Here is a 22241-nt window from a genome sequence, read left to right as displayed (position 1 = left end):
AGTGCGTCTACGTCCCCGAACACCGCAACAGCGGGACCGGGGCACAGCTCATGTCGACGGTCCAAGATCTCGGACGCGAGCGCGTGCTCGAACGCGTCACGGTGCACTCCAGCGAACGGGCGGTCCCGGCCTACACCCGCAATGGATTCACCCCCGACCCGCGCCTGCTCCACGCCTGGATCGACCGGTCCCACTGACACCACCAGACACGAAAAAACCGCCCCGACCAGCGCCGGAGCGGTTGCGAACACGGTGGCCAGGGGCGGGTTCGAACCGCCGACCTTCCGCTTTTCAGGCGGACGCTCGTACCAACTGAGCTACCTGGCCGAACCCAGGAGCAAGCCCCTACTACTGCTGGTCACCGCCCAGAGCGACCGCGCAGTCAACAGAAGGAGCCCGCCCCGCGGGCGTCCGGGGGTCGCCCCCGGACAAACATCTTCGAATCGGTCAAAGGCGAATGCACTCCATGAGCACACTCCACCCATCCGATTCGAAGCGACCCTGACGGGACTCGAACCCGCGACCTTCGCCGTGACAGGGCGACGCGCTAACCAACTGCGCCACAGGGCCAGAATATTCAATTCAGCATACTGCCTTTACACAGCGTACTCCCAACGGGATTCGAACCCGTGTTGCCGCCGTGAAAGGGCGGAGTCCTAGGCCACTGGACGATGGGAGCCCGGCGGGTCTTGGACCTACCGACCCAGCTCCCGGCGGTGTGCGCCGCGAGCAGATTAGAGCTTAGGCCATCCCCGCGTGAGCGTCGTCAGCGGGGTACGCGATCATTCGCGAACAGGTGCGATGCCCTGGTCACCCGGTGTCAGACCGAGCATGTCGAGCAGGAGCTTGCAGTCCTCGGCGTCCTGGGAACCGCGCGCCACGGCGAGCCGCGCGCGGTGCACGTCCTGCTCGGAGACCCGGGCGGGTTCGCCCCCGGTCCGCTGCGCCGGCACGCCACCGCCACTCGCGGCGTTCTGCCGACCGATCGCGTCGTCTTGTTGTGCGAGGAATCTACGCACCTCGGATGATCCGGCGAAGCGTTCCATGCCACCCTCCCGCCTTCGCTGTCTGCCGCGAGGCTAACCTTCCCAGGTAAACGGTGCAGCCCCCTGGCGAGTGAATCGCACGACTACGCCGGGTCGAATCGCCCGAGTCAGTTTCAACCCAACAAGAATGGGCTCAGGGCAAGAATTTTCGTTGCGTCAACATACTGCCGTCTTACGCGTTCACGTGTCACAATTCACTTGCTGACACACCCCCCGGTCAGCACCTGTGGAGATCCCCTCCGACCCCCGCGTTCCTCCCCCTGGCGCGGGGGTTCTCCATGTCCGGACCGGTGAGCCGCGAACCCCGCCGAGACGAAACCGTTATGGTGTGCGCGTGGCACTTCCTCTCGGACGGGCGAACCGGACTTCGAAACACCGCCCCGTCGACCCCGAACCGACCCCTTCCGCGCCCGATCACGAGCTCGAGTCGTATCTCGCCGCGCTCGCCCCGAATCCGGAGGCGGACACCACGGCCAGCGGTGATCAGTTCGGCAAGCCGCTGTCCTACCGGGTGCGGCTGAACCCGATCGCGGACGGGCAACTGCACGAGCTGGCGCAGCTGCGCGGAATCTCCCCGCGCGAACTGATCCAGGAGTGGACACAGGAGCGGCTCGCCTGGGAAGCCGATCAGCAGCTCGGCCAGTAAGAGCACGCCTCGATAACGACGTCCGTTTTCGTCTCTCCCCCTGGGTAGAGTGACCGCAAGTCACGCCATCCAGGCGGGACTCACTTGCCTGGGGCAGTCCCTGGCGACCCCGCATAACCGTTCGTGATGGTTATCACAGTATTATGTGCGAACGGCAGCGTGTCGCCAAACGTCACAATCAAAGTCGGGCAATTCGGGTTTTTTGGGGAAGGGACAAGGAATGGGAGTCGAGCGCACGACGCGGCACGTGACGCGGCGCGGCGGCAGGACGCACAGGCGGCTGCTCGCGATCGCGTTCACCGCTACCACCGCCGTGGCACTCGCGGCCTGCAGCGGCGGCCAAGGGAGTACGGACGCCGGGGGCAAGGACGAAGGACAGGCGCCGGTCCCAGTCGCGAAGCAGGTGCAGCTCAAGCAGGAACCCGGCGACGGTTCGAAGCTGATCAACCCGACGCAGCCGATCAAGCTCAGCGTGCAGAACGGTTCGCTCGCGGATGTGGCACTGAACTCCTCGAGCGGGGCGAAGGTCAAGGGGGAGCCGGACGCGCAGAACCGCACCTGGACCACGACCGAGCCACTCGGCTACGGCAAGACCTACACGTGGTCGGGCAACATGGTCTCCAGCGACGGTCGGCAGAGCCCGGTCAAGGGTTCCTTCTCCACGATCGATCCGACGAGCACGGTCAGCGGGCACATCAACACCGGCGACGACCAGACCTACGGCATCGCGATGCCCATCAAGATCGACTTCGGCCAGAACCTGATCCCGCAGAGCAAGCGCGCGGATGTGGAGAAGGCGCTCAAGGTGGAGACCTCGAACAACACCGAGGGCTCCTGGGCCTGGCTGGACGGTTCCTCGGTGCACTGGCGGCCGAAGGGCTACTGGGAGCCGGGCACCACGGTGAAGGTCAGCGCCAAGCTCTACGGCCTCGACATGGGCAACGGCAAGTTCGGCTCGGACGACGTGTCGAGCGCGTTCAAGATCGGCTCCTCGCAGATCGTCAAGGGCGACACGGACACCCACCGCATGCAGGTGTTCAAGGACGGCAAGATGATCGAGGACTACCCGGCGAGCTACGGGCTGGACTCGGTGCTCTGGCGCAACACCCGCAGCGGCACCCACGTCGTGATGTCCAAGCACTCGACCTACCTGATGAACAACCCGCGTGGCGGCTACGAGGACCTGCCCGTGCACTGGGCGGTGCGGATCTCGAACAACGGCGAGTTCATCCACGCGCTGCCCGAGTCGACCTGGGCACAGGGGTCCACCAACGTCTCGCACGGCTGCGTGAACCTGAGCAACACCCGCGCGAAGCAGTACTACGACTTCGCGCAGATCGGTGACCCGGTCGAGATCACCGGCTCGAACGCGAAGCTCGGCAGCGCGGACGGGGACTTCTACGACTGGGCGATCCCCTGGGATCAGTGGCAGAAGAAGTCCGCGGTCGGCAGCGGCGGCTAGAAAGAGCCATACGGACAGGAATTCGCGGTGCGTGCGCGGGCGTTGGAACGGCCGTGCATGCACCGTTTTCCATTCCCCTCTCGGTACTCGACCTCGCCCCCGTGACGAGCGGTTCGACCGCGAGCGAGGCAATCACCAACTCGACCGAAGCGATCCGGCACGCCGAGCGGCTCGGGTTCACCCGATACTGGGTCGCCGAGCACCACAACATGCCGGGCATCGCGAGCTCGGCCCCCTCGGTGCTGATCGGGCACCTGGCGGACGCGACCGAGCGCATCCGGGTCGGCTCCGGTGGAGTGATGCTGCCCAACCACCCGCCGCTGGTCGTCGCCGAGCAGTTCGGCCTGCTCACCGCGATGCATCCGGACCGCATCGACCTCGGGATCGGGCGCGCGCCGGGCACCGATCCGGCGACCGCGGCGGCGCTGCGCCGGTCCGCGGCCGGGCTCTCCGCGGAGGACTTCCCGCAGCAGCTGCGCCAGCTCATCGACTTCTTCGAGGCCGAATCGGACGGGATCACCGCGGTCCCGGCCCCCGGTAACCGGCCGCCGCTGTGGCTGCTCGGCTCGAGTGGCTACTCCGCGCAGGTCGCCGGGCTGCTCGGGATCCCGTTCGCCTTCGCGCACCACTTCAGCGCGGCGAACACGCTGCCCGCGCTGAAGCTGTACCGGGAGAATTTCCGCCCCTCCCCGGAGCTGGAACGTCCACACGCGATGGTCGCGGCCGCGGTGTTCTGCGCCGATGACGATGGATACGCGCAGGAGATGGCCCGGCCGGGCGCGCTGCAGTTCCTCCGGCTGCGCCAAGGCAACCCCGGCAAGCTGCCAACCCCGGAGGAGACGGACGCGTACCCCTACACGGAGACGGACCACGCGTTCATCCAGGAACGGATGTCGACACAGATCATCGGGTCACCTGCTACCGTGCGTGATGGAATCGCGGAGCTGCTCGAGGCGACACGAGCGGACGAGCTGATGGTGACCAACTCGTTGTACTACCAGAAGGACCGCCTCCGCTCCCTGGAACTGGTCGCCGGAATGTTCCGGAACTGACGATCGTCGACCCTCCGCGAACAGGCACTGACCCCAGGTCAGCGAAGTTGTAGAAAGTTGACAATCCGAAATGCGTTGGTAGTGCGATCGGGCGAACGTTCCCCTAGGGTCAGTCGGCAGCAACGCAGCTACCAAGACGATCAGGGGCGAGTATGACGACAGCTGACGCTACGGGGGGCACCGCACAACCTGGGGTGGACGAACGGACCGTACGCAGAGCGGTCTGGGCATCGGCGATGGGGAACGCGACCGAGTGGTACGACTACAGTGTCTTCACCGCCGGGATGGTCACCACCGCCGTCGGCACCCACTTCTTTCCCGGTGAGGGCACCAACGCGCTGCTCTACTCACTGATGACCCTGGCCGCGGGATTCATCGTCCGGCCGTTCGGCGGTCTGTTCTGGGGCCCGCTCGGTGACAAGCTCGGCCGCCGCCGGGTCCTGTCCATCACCATCGTCCTGATGGCCGGCTGTACCGGTCTGGTGGGCGCGCTGCCCTCCTACTCCAGTGACGGGTACAGCGTGGGCATACTGGCACCGATCCTGCTGCTGTTGCTGCGCCTGATCCAGGGGTTCTCCACCGGCGGTGAGTACGGCGGGGCGGCGACCTTCATCGCGGAGTACGCCCCGACCAAGCGCCGCGGGTTCTGGGGCAGCTTCCTCGAGTTCGGCACCCTGACCGGATACGTGCTCGGCCAGATCGTGGTGTTCGCCATGCTCGGCATCGTCGGCAAGGACGCGATGCTCGACTGGGGCTGGCGTATTCCGTTCTTCGTCTCGGTCCCACTCGGGCTGATCGGGCTCTACCTGCGCTCGCGGCTCGAGGACACCCCGGAGTTCCGCAGGCTGGAGGCCGCCGGGCAGCGCTCCGAGAAGGCACCGCTGCGCGAGATCTTCCAGAACAACTGGCGGATGCTGGTCAAGCTGTTCTGCATCGTGTTCATGCTGAACATCGCCGACTACCTGCTGCTGACCTACATGCCCTCGTACATGCAGGATCACCTCGGCTTCTCCGCGGACGGTTCGTCCTGGGTGATCATCATCGTGGAGCTCTGCCAGATGGCCGTGATCGGCTTCATCGGCGCGTTCTCCGACCGCATCGGGCGCAGGCCGATCCTGATCACCGCGGCCATCGGGCTGGTGGTGCTCAGCTATCCGGCATTCTGGCTGATGCAGCAGAAATCGATGCTGTTGCTCGGAGTCGGCTTCGGCATCCTGGGTCTGCTGCTGGTGCTGATCCTCGCGGTCATCGGCTCGACCTTCCCCGCCATGTTCCCGACCAGGGTTCGCTATGGCGCGTTCGCGATCAGCTACAACGTCTCGACGGCGGTGTTCGCCGGTACCGCCCCGCTGCTCGTGGAGGCACTGATCAAGGCGACCGGGGTGAACGAGATCCCGGCCTTCTACATCATGCTCTCCGCGCTCGTGGCTCTCCCGGCGATCCTGTTCATGCCGGAGACCAAGGGCGTGCCGATGGACAAGATCAACAACGAGGGGCAGCTCGATTCCGAGCTGAACCCCGCGGGCTCGAAGTAACCCGCCCGGATACGACGGTGCCCCCGGATCACGCGATCCGGGGGCACCGTTTTCTCGAGCTCAGTTCTGCGGGTGACGCGCACCGCGAAGAGTGAAGCCCTTACGTGCCCACTTCGCCAGTGTCGCCGAAACAGCAACTGCCGCGCCGCCCTCGATCGCGAAAGATACCCAAACCGCTGCCATTGCTTCCTCCTCGTCTCACACGTCACGTCGGGTCGGCCGGACAACCGCTCTCGCCGAGGCCTGACCAAGCATCCGACTGCCGTCTTGAATTGGTCCGTACACCTAGTAGATCGTCACGTACCCGATAAATATTTCGGGTTCGTAACCGCTGAGCGTGGTGACCTCACTCACCCGTCGAAACCGTGTAACATCGCCGATCGCTGACCACCGCGCGATGCGGGGGAAGTCCGGTCGAACTCCGGCGCTGACCCGCAACGGTAGGCCCCAAAACCCTTGGGACAAGCCCGAATACCCGCATCGAGCGTGCTCGGCTCCAACCCGTCGAGGTCTGCGGAAATGGAGCAATATGCGATATCGAACGTGTGCCATCGCACTTTTCCTTATCCCGGCACTCGTCATTTCCGTTGTGTGCGGAACCACATTCGGGGCAGCGTCCTTATCATTCGGTGACGTACTGCACATTCTGGCGGGCGAAACATTCGGTGGCAGTCTGCCGAACAGCCTCGCCGGGGCGGACAACATCGTCATGCAGACCCGCCTGCCACGCACCCTGCTCGCCGCGGTGGTCGGCGCTGGCCTCTCGGTGGTCGGGGTCGCCATCCAGGCCGTGGTGCGCAACCCGCTCGCCGATCCCTTCGTGCTCGGTATCTCCTCCGGTGCCTCTGTCGGTGCCGCCGCGGTCTCGATCTTCGGCCTGCTCGCCGGGCTCGGCCTGTACGCGCTGTCCACCGCGGCCTTTCTCGGCGCGCTGCTCGCGAGCGCGATCGTCTATCTGGTGGCGCGCACCCGGCACGGGCTCACCCCGCTGCGGCTGGTGCTGTGCGGGACCGCGCTCGCCTACGGGTTCTCCGCGATCACCACGCTGATCGTGTTCCGCGCGCCGAGCGCCGATGCCGCGCGAGACGTACTGTTCTGGCTGATGGGCAGCCTCGCCGGGGCGAACTGGGGCTCGCTGCCGATCGCCGCGATCGCGGTGCTGCTCGGCAGCGGCTACCTGTGGCTGTGCGGGCGCGGGCTCAACGCACTGGCCATGGGCGACGAGACCGCGGCGACGCTCGGCGTACCGGCGGGCAGACTGCGGGTGCGGCTGTTCGTGGTCTGCGCGCTGCTCACCGGGGTGCTCGTCGCGGTCAGCGGGGCGATCGGATTCGTCGGGCTGATGCTCCCGCACCTGGTGCGCATGGTCACCGGGGCCGATCACCGCAAGGTGCTCGCCATCGCCCCGCTCGCCGGTGCCTGCTTCCTGATCTGGGTGGACGTGGCCTCGAGAACCCTGGCCGCGCCGGAGGAGCTGCCGCTCGGCGTGCTGACCGCGGTCCTCGGGGTGCCGTCCTTCCTGCTCCTGCTCCGCCGCCGCAGCTACCAGTTCGGAGGTCAGTGATGCACCTCGAACTGGACTCGGTCACCGTTCCCGCGATCCTGCACGGGCTCACCCTGCACGCTGGCGAGGGCGAGATCGTCGGCCTCGTCGGGCCGAACGGCAGCGGCAAGTCCACCACCCTGCGCTGTGCCTACCGCGCGCTGCGCCCGGCGACGGGCACCGTACTGCTCGGCGGGGACGAGCTGGAGTCGCTGCATCCGAAGGAGTCCGCACGCCGGCTTGCCGCGCTCACCCAGGAATCCAGTGTGACCCACGACTTCACGGTCACCGAGATCGTCGCGATGGGCCGGATCCCGCACCAGAAGCCGTTCGCCCGTGAGACCGGAGAGGACGAGCGGCACTGCGCCGAGGCACTGCGCACGGTGCGCGCCGAACACCTGGCCACCCGCGGATTCCAGACCCTCTCCGGCGGGGAACGCCAGCGGGTGCTCATCGCCCGGGCACTGGCTCAGCGGCCGCGGGTGCTCGTGCTGGACGAGCCGACCAACCACCTGGACGTGCGCCATCAGCTCGAAGTGCTCGATACGGTGCGCGCCGCCGGGGTCACCGTGCTGCTCGCCCTGCACGACCTGAACCTCGCGGCGCACTACTGTGATCGCCTCTACGTGCTGCGTTCCGGTGCGCTCGCCGCCTCGGGAACCCCGGCGGAGGTACTGCGCCCCGAGCTCATCGCCGAGATATTCGGGGTGCGCGCGGACCTCGTCGACCATCCGCGAACCGGGACGCCCCAGCTGCTGTATTCCACCATCGAGGAGAACCCATGAGAATCGCCCGGATCACCGCGGCCGCGTGCGCGGGTCTGCTGCTCGCCGGCTGCGGGGCCACGATCGAATCGGCCGCGCCGAGTTCCCCGGCCGCCCCGGTCACCATCACCAACTGCGGCAAGCAGACGACCTTCGACCGCACCCCGCAACGCGTGGTGACCAATGACATCGGGATCACCGAGATCATGTTCGCCCTCGGCCTGCGCGACCGGCTCGCCGGATACACCATGAACGAGGACGCCCGCGGACTGGAGACCTCGCCGTGGCGTGCCGATTTCGCGAAGACCCGCAAACTCGGCAAGAAACTCAACACCGAGACCGCGCAGGGGGTGAACGCCGATCTGGTGTTCGCCGGCTGGTCCTACGGGTTCAGCCAGGCCAGTGGGGTGACCCCGGAAACACTGGCGAAGCAGGGCATCAAGAGCTACCTGCTCAGCGAATCCTGCCGGAACGGCTCGCATCGCGGCATCATGGCGCCCTTGCAGGCCCTCTACACCGATATCCGGAACCTCGGGAAACTGTTCAAGGTGCAAGACCGGGCGAATCGGCTCATCACCGGGTATCAGCAGAAGGTCGCCGAGGCGCAGGCCCGGATCCCGAAGAACCGGCCACAGCCGAAGGTGTTCCTCTACGACTCCGGTACCGACGCGCCGACCAGCGCTGGCCGGTACGCCGCGGCGAACGAGATCATCGAGAAAGCGGGCGGGCGCAACATCTTCGCGGACAGCCCGGACACCTGGGTGCGCTACCAGTGGGAACCCGTCGCCGAGCGCGAACCCGATGTGGTGCTCATCAACGACTACGACTCCGGTCAGCAGCACACCGCCGAGGACAAGCGCCGATTCCTGCTCGGGTATCCCACGATCGCCGCGGTACCCGCGATCAAGAACAAGCGGTTCTTCGCGCTGCCCTATGCGGCGCTGGTGGAGAGCCCGCGCAATCCCGATGCGATCGCCGCACTCGCCGATTATCTGCACCGACAGTTTCCCTAGTGCGCGCGGTTTGGGCGATTCGAGACTCCGGCCCCCTCGGCGGGGACACATAGCGTGCGGCGCGCCATTACCCTGCGTGCGCCCCTCNCCCCCGCAGCCCCGCAGCCCCGCACTGACCGTCACTGACCTTGCCCCTCTTGGTTGCCGTGCGTTAAATGTGTTCGGGCACTCGGCAATCGAGAGGACTCGAGAACAATGGGCAACGTCGCCAGGCCATCCCGACGTACGATCGTCAAGGCGGGCGCCGCGGGGGCGGCGCTCACCGCCATCGGCAGCACACCGAGCGTCGCCGCGAATCCTGCTCCCGCACGCACATCCGGGACCACGCTCAGCCCGGCCCCGTTCGGCGCACCGAATCCGCGAAACCCGGTACCTGGGGTGCGGATCGAGGCACCGAGCGGCGACCGGCCCGCCGGATGGAACAACCAGACCCGGGCGGAAGTGCTCGCCCGCAACGGAATCGTGGCGACCAGCCAGCCACTCGCCGCTCAGGCCGGGGTGCGGGTACTCGCCGAGGGCGGTACCTCGGCGGACGCGGCCGTGGCCACCGCGGCGGTACTCGGCCTCGTCGAAGAGGTGAGCGCGAGCATCGGCGGGGACAGCTTCGCGCTGCACTACCACGCGGCGGACCGCCGGGTCTACGGGCTGAACTCGGCGGGCTGGGCGCCTTCGGCGTGGACACCCGAGTATTTCGCCCGCCGCGGCCACACCGCGAAGTACGGGATGCCCGACACGGGGATCGACTCGGCGACCGTCCCCGGCGCGGTCGAGGGCTGGGACCAGTTGCGGAAGCGGTTCGGGAACCGGGGTTTCGATACCCTGCTCGCGCCCGCTGTCGAGCTCGCCGAGCAGGGATTCGGGCTCACCGAACGGATCCACGACAGCTGGTCGGGTGCGGTGGAGCTGCTGCGCAAGGATCCGGATGCGGCACACGCCTTCCTCGTGGACGGGAATGTCCCGCCGCTGTACGGGATCTTCCGCAATCGGGAGCTCGCGAACGCGTACCGGCTGCTGCAGCGCGAAGGCCGGGACGGCTTCTACCGCGGGGCGATCGCCGAAGCCGTCGTCGCCAAGAGCAAGCGGGTCGGCGGGGCGATGAATCGCGCGGATCTCGCCGAATTCCGGGCCGAATGGGTCGAGCCGATCTCGGTGGAATACCACGGTTACCGGATGCACCAGCTGCCCGCGCCGAACCAGGGATTCGCCGCGCTGATCATGCTGAACATCATCAAACAGTTCGCACCCGTTCTCGGCTACGACCTCGCCCGGCTCGGGCCGCGGTCACCGATGTTCTGGCACTTGATCATCGAGGCGAAGAAGCTCGCCTATGACGATCTCAACCGGTACAACGGCGACCCGCGGTTCACCCATGTCCCCTTCGACATGCTGCTCTCCGATCGGCACGGTGCCGAGCTCTGCCGCCGGATCGACCCGGCGCGCGCCACCCCGCCGAAGGTCCCCGGCGCGATCAATTCCGGAACGGTCTATCTCACCGCGGCCGATCGGTGGGGCAACATGACCTCGTTCATCTACAGCAATTTCGACAGTTTCGGTTCCGGTGTCGGCATCCCGGGCTACGGTTTTCCGCTGCAGAACAGGGGAGCGCTGTTCAACCTGGACCCGGAGTCGCCGAACATCGTCGCCCCGCGCAAACGCCCGTACCACACGCTGATGCCCGCGTTCGTCACCCGCGACGGACATCCCGTGCTGTCCTTCGGGAACATGGGCGGCAGCGAACAGGCGCAGGCGCAGGCCCTGGAAATGGTCTTCATGATCAACCTCGGGCTGAACCCGCAGGCCGCCACCGATGCCGCGCGGTTCTACCACAACCAGTTCGACGACAGCCTCGAACTGGAGCGCGAGCTCGACGACACCGTGGGCGCCGAGCTGAAACGCAAGGGGCACAAGGCGACCGAGCCGACCAGTGGGAACACCGGCGGGTACCAGGCCATCCACTTCACCCCGGAAAAGGCCGGCGACTGGCCCGCGTCCACCGGCCCGGGCGGTCCGGTCAACGGGATCTACCGGGCCGCCTCCGATCACCGCAAGGACGGGGCCGCGATCGGCTGGTGAACGATACGAATTCGCGCCTGCCGGCCACGACGCTGTGGCCGGCAGGCGCGAACCGCGACTGATCCCGAGGCGGAGCGGGATCAGGCGATCGGGCGGTCCGTCGGCGCAATGGGCGCGGGCAGCACCTCGCGACCGGTGAGGTACGCATCGACTCCGGCGGCCGCGGAACGGCCCTCGGCGATGGCCCACACGATCAACGACTGTCCGCGTCCCATGTCTCCGGCGACGAACACGTTGTCGAGGCTGGTGCGGAAATTCTCGTCCCGCGCGACATTGCCGCGCTGGTCGAGATCCACACCGAGCTCGGTGAGCAGGCCTTCCTGCTGCGGTCCGACGAATCCCATGGCGAGCAACACCAGCTGTGCGGGCAGGTCCCGCTCGCTGCCTTCCACGGGGACGAACTTCCCGTCCTCCCGTGTCACCTCGACGATCTTGAGCGCACTCAGGTTGCCGTCCGCATCGGACACGAATTCCTGAGTGTTCACCGAGTACAGCCGTTCCCCGCCTTCCTCGTGCGCCGAGGTGACCCGGTAGAGCATCGGATAGGTGGGCCAGGGCTGGCTGTCCGGGCGCGACTGCGGCGGCTCGGGCATGATCTCCAGCTGGGTCACCGATTTCGCGCCCTGCCGGTGCGCGGTGCCGAGACAGTCGGCGCCGGTGTCCCCGCCGCCGATGATGATCACGTCCTTGCCCTCGGCGCTGATCGGGGTGGCCTCGAGTTCCCCTGCCGCGACCCGGTTCGCCGGCGGCAGGTACTCCATGGCCTGGTAGATGCCCGTGGCCTCGCGCCCGGATGCGGGCAGGTCACGCCAGGCGGTCGCGCCACCGGCGAGCACCACCGCGTCGTAGTCCGCGCGCAGCTGCTCGGCGGTGATGTCCACTCCGACGTCGACGTTGACCCGGAATTTCGTTCCCTCGGCGCGCATCTGGTCCAGCCGCCGGTCGAGCCGGTGCTTTTCCATCTTGAACGCCGGGATGCCGTAGCGCAGCAGCCCGCCGATCGCGTCCGCCCGCTCGAGCACGGTGACCTCGTGGCCCGCACGGGTCAGCTGTTGGGCGGTCGCGAGTCCCGAAGGCCCGGATCCCACGACCGCCACCGTTTTCCCGGTCTTCGTCGTAGGCGGTTCGGGGTTGACGAACCCTTCCTCCCACGCGCGGTCGATGATCGAGATCTCCACCCGCTTGATGGTGACCGGATCATCGTTGATGCCGAGCACACAGGCGGTCTCGCACGGCGCGGGGCACAACGTCCCGGTGAACTCCGGGAAATTGTTCGTCGCGTGCAGCCGTTCGATCGCGTCCTTCCAGTCGTCCCGCCAGACGAGCGTGTTCCACTCGGGGATCAGATTGCCGAGCGGGCAACCCTCGTGGCAGAACGGAATGCCGCAGTCCATGCAGCGCCCGGCCTGCTTGGCCAGCTTGCTCGTGGCGAAATCCTCGTAGACCTCGCGGTAGTCGAGCAGCCGCAGATCGACCGGGCGTGTTTTCGGTGTCTCCCGAGTCGTGGTCAGAAAACCCTTGGGGTCAGCCATGGCTTGCCTCCATGATCGCCTCATTCACGTCGCGGCCCTCGGCTTCCGCACTGGCCTGCGCTTGCAGCACTCGCTTGTAGTCCTTCGGCATGACCTTGCCGAAGCGCCGCACCTCCGTCTCGAAATCCTTGAGCAGGCGGTAAGCGACCGAGGAATCCGTTTCGCCGGCGTGCTTGCTGATGGTCTCCCGCAGGAATTCGACGTCGTTGTCGTCGAGCGGTTCGATGTCGACCATTTCCGGATTCACCCGGTGCGCGGGAAGATCGAGCACATAGGCGATTCCGCCGGACATTCCGGCCGCGAAGTTCCGCCCGATCCCGCCGAGCACGACCACCCGGCCACCGGTCATGTATTCGCAGCCGTGATCACCGACGCCCTCGACCACCGCGGTGGCCCCGGAATTGCGCACGCAGAACCGTTCGCCGACCCGGCCGCGCAGGAAGATCTCCCCACCGGTCGCGCCGTAGCCGATCACATTGCCCGCGATGGTGTGCTCCTCGGCGGCGAAGTTCGCCAGCTTGTCCGGGCGCACGATGATCCGGCCACCGGAGAGCCCTTTGCCGACGTAGTCGTTCCCGTCGCCGAACAGGCGCATCGTGATGCCGTTCGGCACGAACGCGCCGAACGACTGCCCCGCGGTTCCGCCGAAGGTGATGTCGATCGTGTTGTCCGGCAGACCGACACCACCCCAGCGGCGGGTCAGTTCGGAACCGAGCATGGTGCCGACGGTGCGGTTCACGTTGCGCACCGGCAGTTCGAGGCGCACCTTGTCCCCGCTGGCCAGTGCGCCCTCGGCGAGCTGGATCAGGGTGTTGTCCAGCGCGCGGTCGAGCCCGTGGTCCTGCAGAGTCTGCTGGTTACGCCTGCCCTCGGGGGCAATGTCCGGGATCGCGAAGATCGGGGAGAGGTCCATCCCGGACGCTTTCCAGTGCTCGAACGCGGCGTTCTTGTTCAGCACCTCGGCATGCCCGACTGCTTCCTCGATGGAGCGGAACCCAAGGGAGGCAAGGATTTCCCGCACCTCCTGCGCGATGAACTCGAAGAAGTTCACCACGTAGTCGGCCTTTCCGGAGAACTTCTCGCGCAGCTTCGGGTTCTGCGTGGCGACCCCGACCGGGCAGGTGTCCAGGTGGCACACCCGCATCATGATGCAGCCGGAGACCACCAGCGGCGCGGTGGCGAAACCGAACTCCTCGGCACCGAGCAGTGCGGCGATCACCACATCGCGCCCGGTCTTGAGCTGCCCGTCGGTCTGCACCACGATCCGGTCCCGCAACCGGTTCGCCAGCAGGGTCTGCTGGGTTTCGGCGAGGCCGAGCTCCCAGGGACCGCCCGCGTGCTTGATGGAGGACAGCGGTGAGGCGCCGGTTCCGCCGTCGTGCCCGGAAATGAGCACCACATCCGCGTGTGCCTTGGAAACACCGGCGGCCACCGTGCCGACACCGACCTCGCTGACCAGTTTCACGTGAATGCGCGCGTTCGGGTTCGCGTTCTTCAGGTCGTGAATGAGCTGCGCGAGGTCCTCGATCGAGTAAATGTCGTGGTGCGGCGGCGGGGAAATGAGCCCGACACCGGGCGTGGAGTGCCTGGTGCGCGCGATCCACGGGTAGACCTTGTTGCCCGGAAGCTGGCCGCCCTCACCGGGTTTCGCGCCCTGGGCCATCTTGATCTGGATGTCGTCGGAGTTCACCAGGTATTCGCTGGTGACCCCGAACCGGCCGGAGGCGACCTGTTTCACCGCGGAGCGCCGCTCCGGATCGTAGAGCCGCTCCGGGTCCTCGCCGCCTTCCCCGGTGTTCGACTTCCCGCCGAGCCGGTTCATCGCGATCGCCAGCGTCTGGTGCATCTCCATGGAAATGGACCCGTAGGAGATGGCTCCGGTGGCGAACCGTTTCACGATCTCGGAGACCGGTTCGACCTCCTCGACCGGAATCGGTTCCCGGTCGGATTCGAACTCGAACAGTCCGCGCAGTGTCTTCAGTTCGCGGGCCTGGTCGTCGACCGCATCGGTGTATTCCTTGAAAACCTCGTATTTCCCGCTGCGGGTGGAGTGCTGCAGCTTGAAAACGGTCTTCGGATTGAACAAGTGCGGCTCGCCCTCGCGGCGCCACTGGTAGTCGCCGCCGGTCTCGAGTTCACGGTGGTTGGCCTGGAATCCGTCCGCGGGGAAGGCCCTGCGGTGCCGGATCGCGACCTCCTCCGCGAGCTCGTCGAAGCCGATTCCGCCGAGCCGCGAGGTGGTGCCCTTGAAGCAGTGCTCGATGACCTCCTCGCCGAGCCCGATCGCCTCGAAGATCTGGGCCCCCGCATAGGAAGCGACTGTGGAGACACCCATCTTGGACATCGTCTTGCGCACGCCCTTGCCGAGCGCCTTGATCAGGTTTCGCGGCGCCTGCTTGACATCCACGCCCGGAACCAGGTCCCGGCGGGCGAGATCCTCCACGGTGGCCATCGCGATGTACGGGTTCACCGCGGCGACCCCGTAACCGATCAGCAGCGCGATGTGGTGCACCTCGCGGGCGTCCCCGGACTCCACGATCAGCCCGACCTGGGTGCGGGTCTTCTCCCGGACCAGGTGGTGGTGCACGGCACCGGTGAGCAGCAGCGAGGGGATGGCTGCGTACTTCTCGTCCACCCCGCGATCGGAGAGGATGATCAGCTTCGCGCCGTCCTCGATGGCCTCGGAGACCTCGGTGCAGATCTCGTCGAGGCGCCTGCGCAGCGCGGTACCGCCGCCGCTGGCCTCGTACCGGCCGAGCACCGTGACCGACTGGTATTCCGGCCGTTTGCCGTCATCGTTGATGTGCACCAGTTTCGCGAGCTCGTCGTTGTCGAGCACCGGGAAGGGAAGCACGATGCGGTGACACGAATCCGCGCTCGCGTCCAGCAGGTTCGGCTCGGCACCGATCTGGCTGCCGAGCGCGGTGACCAGTTCCTCGCGGATGGCATCCAGCGGCGGATTGGTCACCTGAGCGAACAACTGCGTGAAGTAATCGAAAATCTGCCGCGATCCGGAGGAGAACGGCGCGAGCGGGGAATCGTTGCCCATCGAGCCGATCGGTTCCGCGCCGGTGCGCGCCATGGGTTCGAGCAGGGTCTCGAGTTCTTCCTCGGTGTAGCCGAAAGACTGCTGCCTGCGCACCAGCGTGGCGTGCTGTGGCACCTCGCGCTCCCGCTCGGGCAGCTCGGTCAGGTGCAGCAGTCCGCCCTTCACCCACTGGTAATACGGGTTTGCACGGGCGAGCTCGCCCTTGATCTCCCCGTCCTCGACGATCCGGCCCTGTCCGGTGTCCACCAGGAACATCCGGCCCGGCTCCAGGCGGCCCTTGCGCACCACCTTTTCCGGGGCGATGTCGAGCACGCCGACCTCACTGGCGAGTACGACAAGATCGTCGTCGGTGACCCAGTAACGCGCCGGGCGCAGCCCGTTGCGGTCGAGCACCGCGCCGATCTGTGTTCCGTCGGTGAAACTCACCAGCGCGGGCCCGTCCCAGGGCTCCATCAGGGTGGAGTGGAACTCGTAGAAAGCCTTGCGCGCGGGATCCATCTCCTCGTGGTTCTCCCACGCCTCCGGGATCATCATCAGCACGGCGTGCGGCAGCGAACGCCCGCCGAGGTGCAGCAGCTCGAGCACCTCGTCGAAGGTCGCCGAGTCCGAGGCGTCCGGGGTGATGATCGGGAAGATCCGCTCCAGCTCACCGGGAATCAGCTCGGTCTCGAGCATGGATTCGCGCGCGTTCATCCAGTTCTTGTTGCCGCGCAAGGTGTTGATCTCCCCGTTGTGCGCGACGAACCGGTACGGGTGCGCGAGCGGCCAGGACGGGAAGGTGTTCGTGGAGAACCGCGAGTGCACCAGCCCGATCGCGCTCGTCACCCGCTCATCGCGCAGATCCGGGAAGAACCGCTCGACCTGAGGCTCGGTGAGCATGCCCTTGTAGATGATGGTCCGCCCGGAAAGGCTGGGGAAATAGACCTTGTCCTCGGCCAGCGCGTGCTCGGCGCGTTTGCGCACCACGTAGGCCAGCCGCTCAAGCGGAAGGCCGACCACCTCCGGCTGGCGCGCGGCGAGGAACAACTGGGCGAAATGCGGCATCACGGTCTTGGCCGTGGGGCCGACGTGATCGGTGTCGATGGGCAGTTCCCGCCAGCCGAGCAAACGGGCGTTCTCCTCGGCCAGGATCCGCTCGATCGTCTCGATCGCCCGCGCCCGCCGATCCGCGTCCGCGGGCAGGAAAACCGTGCCCGCCGCGTAACCGCCCGCACTCGGCAGTTCGAAATCCACTGTTTCGCGGAAGAAATCATCCGGAATTTGCAGCATGATTCCGGCGCCATCACCGGTATCGGCTTCGGCACCACGCGCACCGCGGTGCTCTAGATTGCACAAGGCGGTCAGTGCCTTGCGCACGATGTCATGGGTTCGCCTGCCGGTCATATCGGCGACGAAAGCAACACCACACGCGTCATGCTCATTCTGCGGGTCGTAAAGACCGGTTACTTGGCGGGTCACGGCTGGCCGCCTCCTAGGGCTCATACGCGGCGTCCCGGCTAACGAAAGCCGGGTTACCCGCGATGGTCAGTCGGGATGGTTGCGCAGGTAGAGGCCCGGTCAGGGCATGCCCCTGCGCGCGGTCATGCCTCATCGAATGGCCGCGATCAGCACACCATCGTGCGTGTTGTTGCGTGATCCGGCAAGCCCCAGATGGGCGCCGGCGCCACCGCTCGCGTTGCGGTCCCCGGGATCACCGGGCAAGACAACGATAATGTGAACCTGGCGTTATCGAAATATGTCTTCGCAAGCTCGTGGGAAATGACACGTATCCGATACAACAACGATAACTGCTGTGCCTCGCCTCGCGCTAGATGCTGTGCGTAACCGGATCCCACACCAGGTAGTCGGCTGGGTGACCTGGGCTAGAGTGACGCAACTCGTTCGGCGGAACCTCTCGGGGAGGCGTGGTGGACCAGAAGCTGCTCACCGACCTGATCTCGATTCCGCTGTTCACCGGGGTGATCGGGTACGTCACCAACTGGTCCGGGGTGCTGATGCTGTTCGCCCCGCTGCGCTTCCACGGCGTCCGGATGCCCGGGCTGCGCCTGCTGTACCCGTTCCTGCCGCGCCGGGTACAGGTGATCCCGGCGATCGATCAGGAGGGCCGGTTCGGCTGGCAGGGCATCGTGCCCTCCCGCGCGGCCAAAATGGCGAGTATCGCGGTGGACAAGAGCCTGGCCAAGGTGGGCGGGATCCGGGATTTCTACCGCGAACTCGAACCGGACACGATCGCCGAACACCTCATCACGGTGGCACGAGCGGAAATCCGCGATGTTGTCAACCGCATCATGGAGCAGGAGGAGCCGCAACTGTGGCGCGATCTGCCCCCGGTGGTGCGGGTCGCGGTGTACCGCAGGGTGGACCAGCGACTGCCCAAGATCCTCAAAAGGCTCACCAAGGACATCGGGGACAACATCGAGCAGCTGGTGGACGCGAAGCTCATGGTGATCCGTTATCTGTCCGAACATCCTGCGCTGTTGAACGACATTTTCCGGAACATGGGCCGTAAAGAGCTGCGATTCATGCAGAATTTCGGGTTCTATTTCGGTTTTCCTATGGGCTTCGCGCTCGTGGCCGTGGTGCACGCGCTCCCGTACTGGTGGGTGCTGCCGATCGGCGGCGTGATCATCGGCTATATCGCCAACTACGTCGGCATCATGATGATCTTCGAGCCGGTCTATCCGAACCGGCTGGTGCCCTGGCGCCAGGGCCTGTTCATCAAGCGCAAGGCGGAGATCTCCGAGGAGTACGCGAAGACGATCGCCGAGGATGTCATCACGCTGCGTAATGTCGGCGACGAGCTGCTGCACGGACCGCGCTCGGATCGCACCCGCGCCCTGCTCGCCAGCGCCCTGCGCCCGGCCATCGACGACGCGATCGGGCCCGCGCGCGCCGCGGCCGAGGCGGCGATCGGGCCGACCAGGTTCCGCAGGATCCGGTCCAGCATGGCCGAGGAGGCCAGCGAGTTCGCGCCCCTCGTGTTCTCCGACGACGCGCTCAACCGCTCGCAGTCGGGCAAGATCCGGCGGTTCGTGGCGACGCGGATGCACCAGCTCGACCTCTCGGACTTCAACGAGCTGCTGCGCTCGGCGATCAAACAGGACGAATGGCTACTCTTCGTGCACGGCGCGGTGCTCGGTTTCGCCGCCGGGCTCGTGCACCTCGCGATATTCGGTGTGTAGCGGCGTTGTCCGGTACGGCTATCCTTGGCGCGTCATGAACTTCGTACAGGACGCGAGTGAGCGGGCGCGGAACTCGGCGAACGAGCTGCTGCGCACGGCGGGCAAGCTGGCCGGGGCCTCGGCGACGGTCGGGGTGGCGGTCGTGCGCGCCGCGATCGAGGGCCAGTCCCCGGCCGAACTGGCCCAGGGCGCCGGTGAGCAGCTGCGCGCCGTCTCCCGGACCGCGCTCGGGCTCCCCGCGGACAACCTGCCCGCGGGCGCACGCCCCGGCTACGTGAACGGCTCGGCCCTGCGCGCCAAGGGTGCGGCCCTGCTGCAGCGCTCGGCCGATGTGAGCTTCAGCGAGTCCGCGGAGTACGTGCACCCGGCCTATGCCCGGATCATCGACGAGCTCGCCCCGGACGAGGCACGGATATTGCGGGTGCTCGCCACCGATGGCGCCCAGCCGGCGATCGACGTGCGCACCGGACGGCCGTTCGGCGTCGGCTCAAGCCAGGTCGCCTACGGGCTCTCGATGATCGGTGAACTCGCCGGATGTCGACAAACCGATAAAGTTCCCGCCTATCTCAACAACCTCGAACGGCTCGGCCTCATCTGGTTCTGGAAAGAGCCCGTGGACGCCGGCCGGTACCAAGTGGTCGAGGTGCAGCCGACGGTCACCGAGGCGATGCGCGAGGCCGGGAGGGCGGCTCGCACGGTGCGCCGCAGCATCGCGCTGACCCCGTTCGGGGTGGACTTCTGCCGGATCTGTCTCCCCGGGGAACTCACCATCGAGGGCACCGCCTCCGCCTGAACGCACCCGCGTCAGCACAGCTGGTGAGCAGGGCATTTTTCATAGTTCGACCAGTCAGTCTATTATTCGGGCATGGCACGCACGGTGGACGAGGCGAGACATCGGGAGCGGCGCGCCCTGGTGGTCGAGACGGCGGCCGAGCTGTTCGCCAAGCGCGGGTTCACCAAGACCACGACCGCCTCGATCGCGCGGGCCGCCGGGATCAGCACCGGCAGCCTCTTCTACTACTTCAAGGACAAGCACGCCATCTTCCGGGCCATCTTCGAACAGGACATCCCGGACAGCGAGGCTCTGTTCGCCGGGCATGCCGACACCACCGATCCGCTCGTCTCGATCCTGGACATCGTCGAAACGCTCGCCAAACCGGCCCGTGAGGACCTGGCGCACGGCTTGCTCGTGGAACTACTCCGGGTGATCGACGACGACCCGGAACTGGCCAGGGTGGTCATGGCGAACGAGGCGATCGTGCACGCCGGGTTCACCGAACTGATCGAGAAAGCCGCGGCCGCCGGTTCCGTGGACGCCGAACTCGACGCGGGCGAGGCGGCCACCTGGATCCGGTCGATCATCGACGCCGCGTACCTGAACGCGGATCCGGATGTGAAAACCGATCCGGTACCCATGCTGAAACTGATCATCGCACGCTTTCTCGGAAGCAGCACGAGCTCGGGAGACGAACCATGAGCACGACACTTTCCGGACAGGACCGGGTGAGCATTCCGCAGGGCTGGCTGTGGTTCTTCCGGATCATCGGCCTCCCGGTCGGCCTCGGCATCGGTTTCGTGCTCAAACCAGTGGTGCACTGGATCGTGTCGGTGTTCTCCTCCGCGCCCGCCGCCCTGCGCGTCGCCGCGAACATTCCCACGGTGTGGCTGGTCCCACTGCTGACGGTGCTCGGGCTGGCCGGCGGGATCGTGCTCGCCGAGATCGCCAAGCGCGAGGCGCTGACCGTCACCATCACCGAGGAGGGGCTGCACACCGCGCGCGAGGGCGAGGAACGGTTCATCGCGCGCGCCAAGATCGGCACGATCCTCTTGGACGGCAAGGATCTCGTGCTCATCGCGCGTGACGGGCGGGAGGTTTTCCGTTCCCCAGCAACAGATCTGTCCACGAACGTGCTCGCAGAACGGTTACGGGCCCGCGGTTATCCACAGTTGCTGACCGCTGATCCACACGAGGCGGAGTACCGCGCCTGGCTCGACGGCCACCCCGATCTCGAGGATGCGGCGCACTCGCTGTTGCGGGAGCGCAGATCAGCGTTGAAGGCGGACAATACGGTGAAGGCCGAGGTGCTGCGGGATCGCTTGCAGGACAACGGCATCGCGGTGCGCGACCGGAACAAGGTGCAGCAGTACCGCAGGCTGTAGAAACCCGATTGCGCACCGGGCGCGGCGCCTGCGAGCATCGCGTGGTGCGCACCGTCCGCCGGGCCGTGCCCGCCGACACCGACGACTGCGTCGCGATCGTGCGGGGACTGCCCGAATACTTCACCGAAGACGTCCCGGACAAGATCGCCACCGAACTCCGGGAACACCCGGCCTGGGTCGCCGAGGATGGCGTCGGGCTCGGGGGTTTCGTCATCGTAGACCGGCGTTCGGTGCAGGCGGCGGAGATTCTGTGGCTGGCCGTCGCCGGACCGCTGCGGGGTAACGGAGTGGGCACCCGGCTGCTCGAGCACATCGTGCGCGAACTGAGCGCGGGCGGGCTCCGCGTGCTGGAGGTCAAGACCCTCGATGCGTGCGCCGGATACCCACCCTATGTGGCGACACGTGCGTTCTGGGAGCGCCGCGGTTTCGTGCAGGTCGACACGATCGATCCGCTCCCGGACTGGCCACTCGGCAATCCCGCGGCGATCTATATCGCCGCGATCGGCATCACCCGGTGAGTTGTTCGCGCCCGCGCCGCGCCCGTTTGCGGCGCAGCACGGAGAACAGCACCGCGAGCAGCACGGCCCCGAGCGCTACGGGAAGCGCGCTCTTGGCGACCGTGCCACCCGCGTAGTCCATCAGGTCGATGGCCTCGCTCTGCGGTTTCGGTTGCGGCGCGGGCTCTTCCGATGACGCTGCCGGTTGCGGCTCCTCCTGTTCGGTGGTTGCCTCCAACGTGGCGAGCTTGTCCGCGAGGCATTCGGCGAAGGAGGCCAGGATCTTCCCGCTGACCTCGGCGATCATGCCGCGGCCGAACTGGGCGGGTTTGCCGGTGATGTTGAGCTCGGTCTCCACCGCGCCGCTGGTTCCCGAGCCGGATTCGCTCAGTGTCACGGTGACCGTGGCCGCGGCCGTGCCGTTCCCGCGGGAGTCTTTCCCGCTGGCCGCGATGACCACGGTGCGCGCGGCCTCGTCGGTCTGCTCGAACTTCCCGGTTCCCTTGTACAGCAGGGAAACCGGTCCCAGTTTGACCTTGACCGTGCCGCGGAACTCGTTACCCTCCACCGCTTCGAGCGTGGCGCCGGGCATGCAGGGGGCGACCCGCTCCGGATCGAGCAGCGCGGCCCACACCACGTCGATGGGGGCGGGAACGGAGAATTCATGGCTTAACCGCAAGCATTCCT

18 protein-coding genes, 3 tRNA genes and 1 riboswitch are annotated in these 22241 nt (G+C 66.7%); of the genes, 14 read left to right on the top strand and 7 right to left on the bottom strand.

Annotated features, from left to right (window positions below; all coding sequences use genetic code 11):
- Positions 1-50: 50 nt before the first annotated feature.
- The gene (locus A37U_RS53900; protein ID WP_240437674.1) at positions 51-197 is read left to right on the top strand and encodes a hypothetical protein; all 147 of its coding nucleotides are present in this window, start codon (positions 51-53) and stop codon (positions 195-197) included.
- A gap of 56 nt (positions 198-253) precedes the next feature.
- Here the strand turns inward: A37U_RS53900 and A37U_RS0125965 are convergent.
- The 4 genes from A37U_RS0125965 to A37U_RS0125950 all read right to left on the bottom strand — a co-directional run bounded on the left by A37U_RS0125965 (position 254) and on the right by A37U_RS0125950 (position 1046).
- Positions 254-327: transfer RNA gene (locus tag A37U_RS0125965), tRNA-Phe, on the bottom strand.
- Between the two features lie 169 nt (positions 328-496).
- Positions 497-570, bottom strand: a tRNA-Asp gene (locus tag A37U_RS0125960).
- 36 nt (positions 571-606) lie between these two features.
- Positions 607-679: transfer RNA gene (locus tag A37U_RS0125955), tRNA-Glu, on the bottom strand.
- A 103-nt stretch (positions 680-782) separates the two neighbouring features.
- The gene (locus A37U_RS0125950; protein WP_020499591.1) at positions 783-1046 is read right to left on the bottom strand and encodes a hypothetical protein; all 264 of its coding nucleotides are present in this window, start codon (positions 1044-1046) and stop codon (positions 783-785) included.
- A gap of 334 nt (positions 1047-1380) precedes the next feature.
- Here A37U_RS0125950 and A37U_RS0125945 point away from each other — a divergent pair, with 334 nt between their 5' ends.
- The 8 genes from A37U_RS0125945 (at position 1381) to A37U_RS0125910 (ending at position 11134) form a co-directional block, all read left to right on the top strand.
- On the top strand, positions 1381-1692 hold the full coding sequence (locus A37U_RS0125945; RefSeq protein ID WP_026197607.1) for a hypothetical protein: 312 nt from the start codon (positions 1381-1383) through the stop codon (positions 1690-1692).
- A 220-nt stretch (positions 1693-1912) separates the two neighbouring features.
- Positions 1913-3154, top strand: coding sequence for a L,D-transpeptidase (locus A37U_RS0125940; RefSeq protein WP_157183025.1), 1242 nt, complete (start codon positions 1913-1915; stop codon positions 3152-3154).
- Positions 3155-3207: 53 nt separating this feature from the next.
- Complete coding sequence (locus tag A37U_RS0125935) at positions 3208-4206, top strand: LLM class flavin-dependent oxidoreductase (protein WP_020499588.1); 999 nt, start codon at positions 3208-3210, stop codon at positions 4204-4206.
- 194 nt (positions 4207-4400) lie between these two features.
- Positions 4401-5741 carry an MFS transporter gene (locus A37U_RS0125930; protein WP_040588758.1) on the top strand — a complete coding sequence of 447 codons (1341 nt, stop codon included), beginning with the start codon at positions 4401-4403 and terminating at the stop codon, positions 5739-5741.
- 367 nt (positions 5742-6108) lie between these two features.
- A riboswitch (cobalamin riboswitch) is annotated at positions 6109-6237 on the top strand.
- A gap of 33 nt (positions 6238-6270) precedes the next feature.
- Complete coding sequence (locus tag A37U_RS0125925) at positions 6271-7305, top strand: FecCD family ABC transporter permease (protein WP_020499586.1); 1035 nt, start codon at positions 6271-6273, stop codon at positions 7303-7305.
- Positions 7305-8069, top strand: coding sequence for an ABC transporter ATP-binding protein (locus tag A37U_RS0125920; protein WP_020499585.1), 765 nt, complete (start codon positions 7305-7307; stop codon positions 8067-8069). Before A37U_RS0125925 ends, A37U_RS0125920 begins: the two co-directional genes overlap by 1 nt.
- Positions 8066-9061: an ABC transporter substrate-binding protein gene (locus A37U_RS0125915; RefSeq protein ID WP_020499584.1), complete on the top strand. Its 996-nt coding sequence runs from the start codon at positions 8066-8068 to the stop codon at positions 9059-9061. The genes A37U_RS0125920 and A37U_RS0125915 overlap by 4 nt, the downstream gene beginning before the upstream one ends.
- 195 nt (positions 9062-9256) lie before the next feature.
- On the top strand, positions 9257-11134 hold the full coding sequence (locus A37U_RS0125910) for a gamma-glutamyltransferase family protein (protein WP_020499583.1): 1878 nt from the start codon (positions 9257-9259) through the stop codon (positions 11132-11134).
- 80 nt (positions 11135-11214) lie between these two features.
- On the opposite strand, the gene A37U_RS0125905 is transcribed toward A37U_RS0125910, so the two are convergent.
- Together A37U_RS0125905 and gltB are read right to left on the bottom strand one after the other, a co-directional pair.
- Positions 11215-12666 (bottom strand): glutamate synthase subunit beta, encoded by a 1452-nt coding sequence (locus A37U_RS0125905; protein ID WP_020499582.1) that lies wholly within the window; start codon positions 12664-12666, stop codon positions 11215-11217.
- Positions 12659-17197 (bottom strand): glutamate synthase large subunit, encoded by a 4539-nt coding sequence (gene gltB / locus A37U_RS0125900; protein WP_026197605.1) that lies wholly within the window; start codon positions 17195-17197, stop codon positions 12659-12661. The genes A37U_RS0125905 and gltB overlap by 8 nt, the downstream gene beginning before the upstream one ends.
- A gap of 425 nt (positions 17198-17622) precedes the next feature.
- Here gltB and A37U_RS0125895 point away from each other — a divergent pair, with 425 nt between their 5' ends.
- From A37U_RS0125895 to A37U_RS48560, 5 genes are all read left to right on the top strand, one after another.
- Positions 17623-18897, top strand: coding sequence for a DUF445 domain-containing protein (locus A37U_RS0125895; protein WP_040588818.1), 1275 nt, complete (start codon positions 17623-17625; stop codon positions 18895-18897).
- Between the two features lie 34 nt (positions 18898-18931).
- Positions 18932-19690: an Abi-alpha family protein gene (locus A37U_RS0125890; protein ID WP_020499579.1), complete on the top strand. Its 759-nt coding sequence runs from the start codon at positions 18932-18934 to the stop codon at positions 19688-19690.
- A gap of 72 nt (positions 19691-19762) precedes the next feature.
- A complete protein-coding gene (locus tag A37U_RS0125885) occupies positions 19763-20374 on the top strand; it encodes a TetR/AcrR family transcriptional regulator (protein WP_020499578.1) in 612 nt (203 codons plus the stop codon).
- A complete protein-coding gene (locus A37U_RS51900; RefSeq protein WP_020499577.1) occupies positions 20371-21057 on the top strand; it encodes a YqeB family protein in 687 nt (228 codons plus the stop codon). Before A37U_RS0125885 ends, A37U_RS51900 begins: the two co-directional genes overlap by 4 nt.
- A gap of 44 nt (positions 21058-21101) precedes the next feature.
- Positions 21102-21575 (top strand): GNAT family N-acetyltransferase, encoded by a 474-nt coding sequence (locus A37U_RS48560; protein WP_063712834.1) that lies wholly within the window; start codon positions 21102-21104, stop codon positions 21573-21575.
- Here A37U_RS48560 and A37U_RS0125870 read toward each other — a convergent pair.
- Positions 21565-22233 (bottom strand): SRPBCC family protein, encoded by a 669-nt coding sequence (locus A37U_RS0125870; RefSeq protein ID WP_026197603.1) that lies wholly within the window; start codon positions 22231-22233, stop codon positions 21565-21567. The genes A37U_RS48560 and A37U_RS0125870 overlap by 11 nt on opposite strands.
- Positions 22234-22241 lie beyond the last annotated feature (8 nt).

The sequence above is a fragment of the Sciscionella marina DSM 45152 genome (assembly GCF_000379465.1).
Lineage (GTDB): Bacteria > Actinomycetota > Actinomycetes > Mycobacteriales > Pseudonocardiaceae > Sciscionella > Sciscionella marina.
This window is presented reverse-complemented; position numbering and strand designations above follow the sequence as displayed.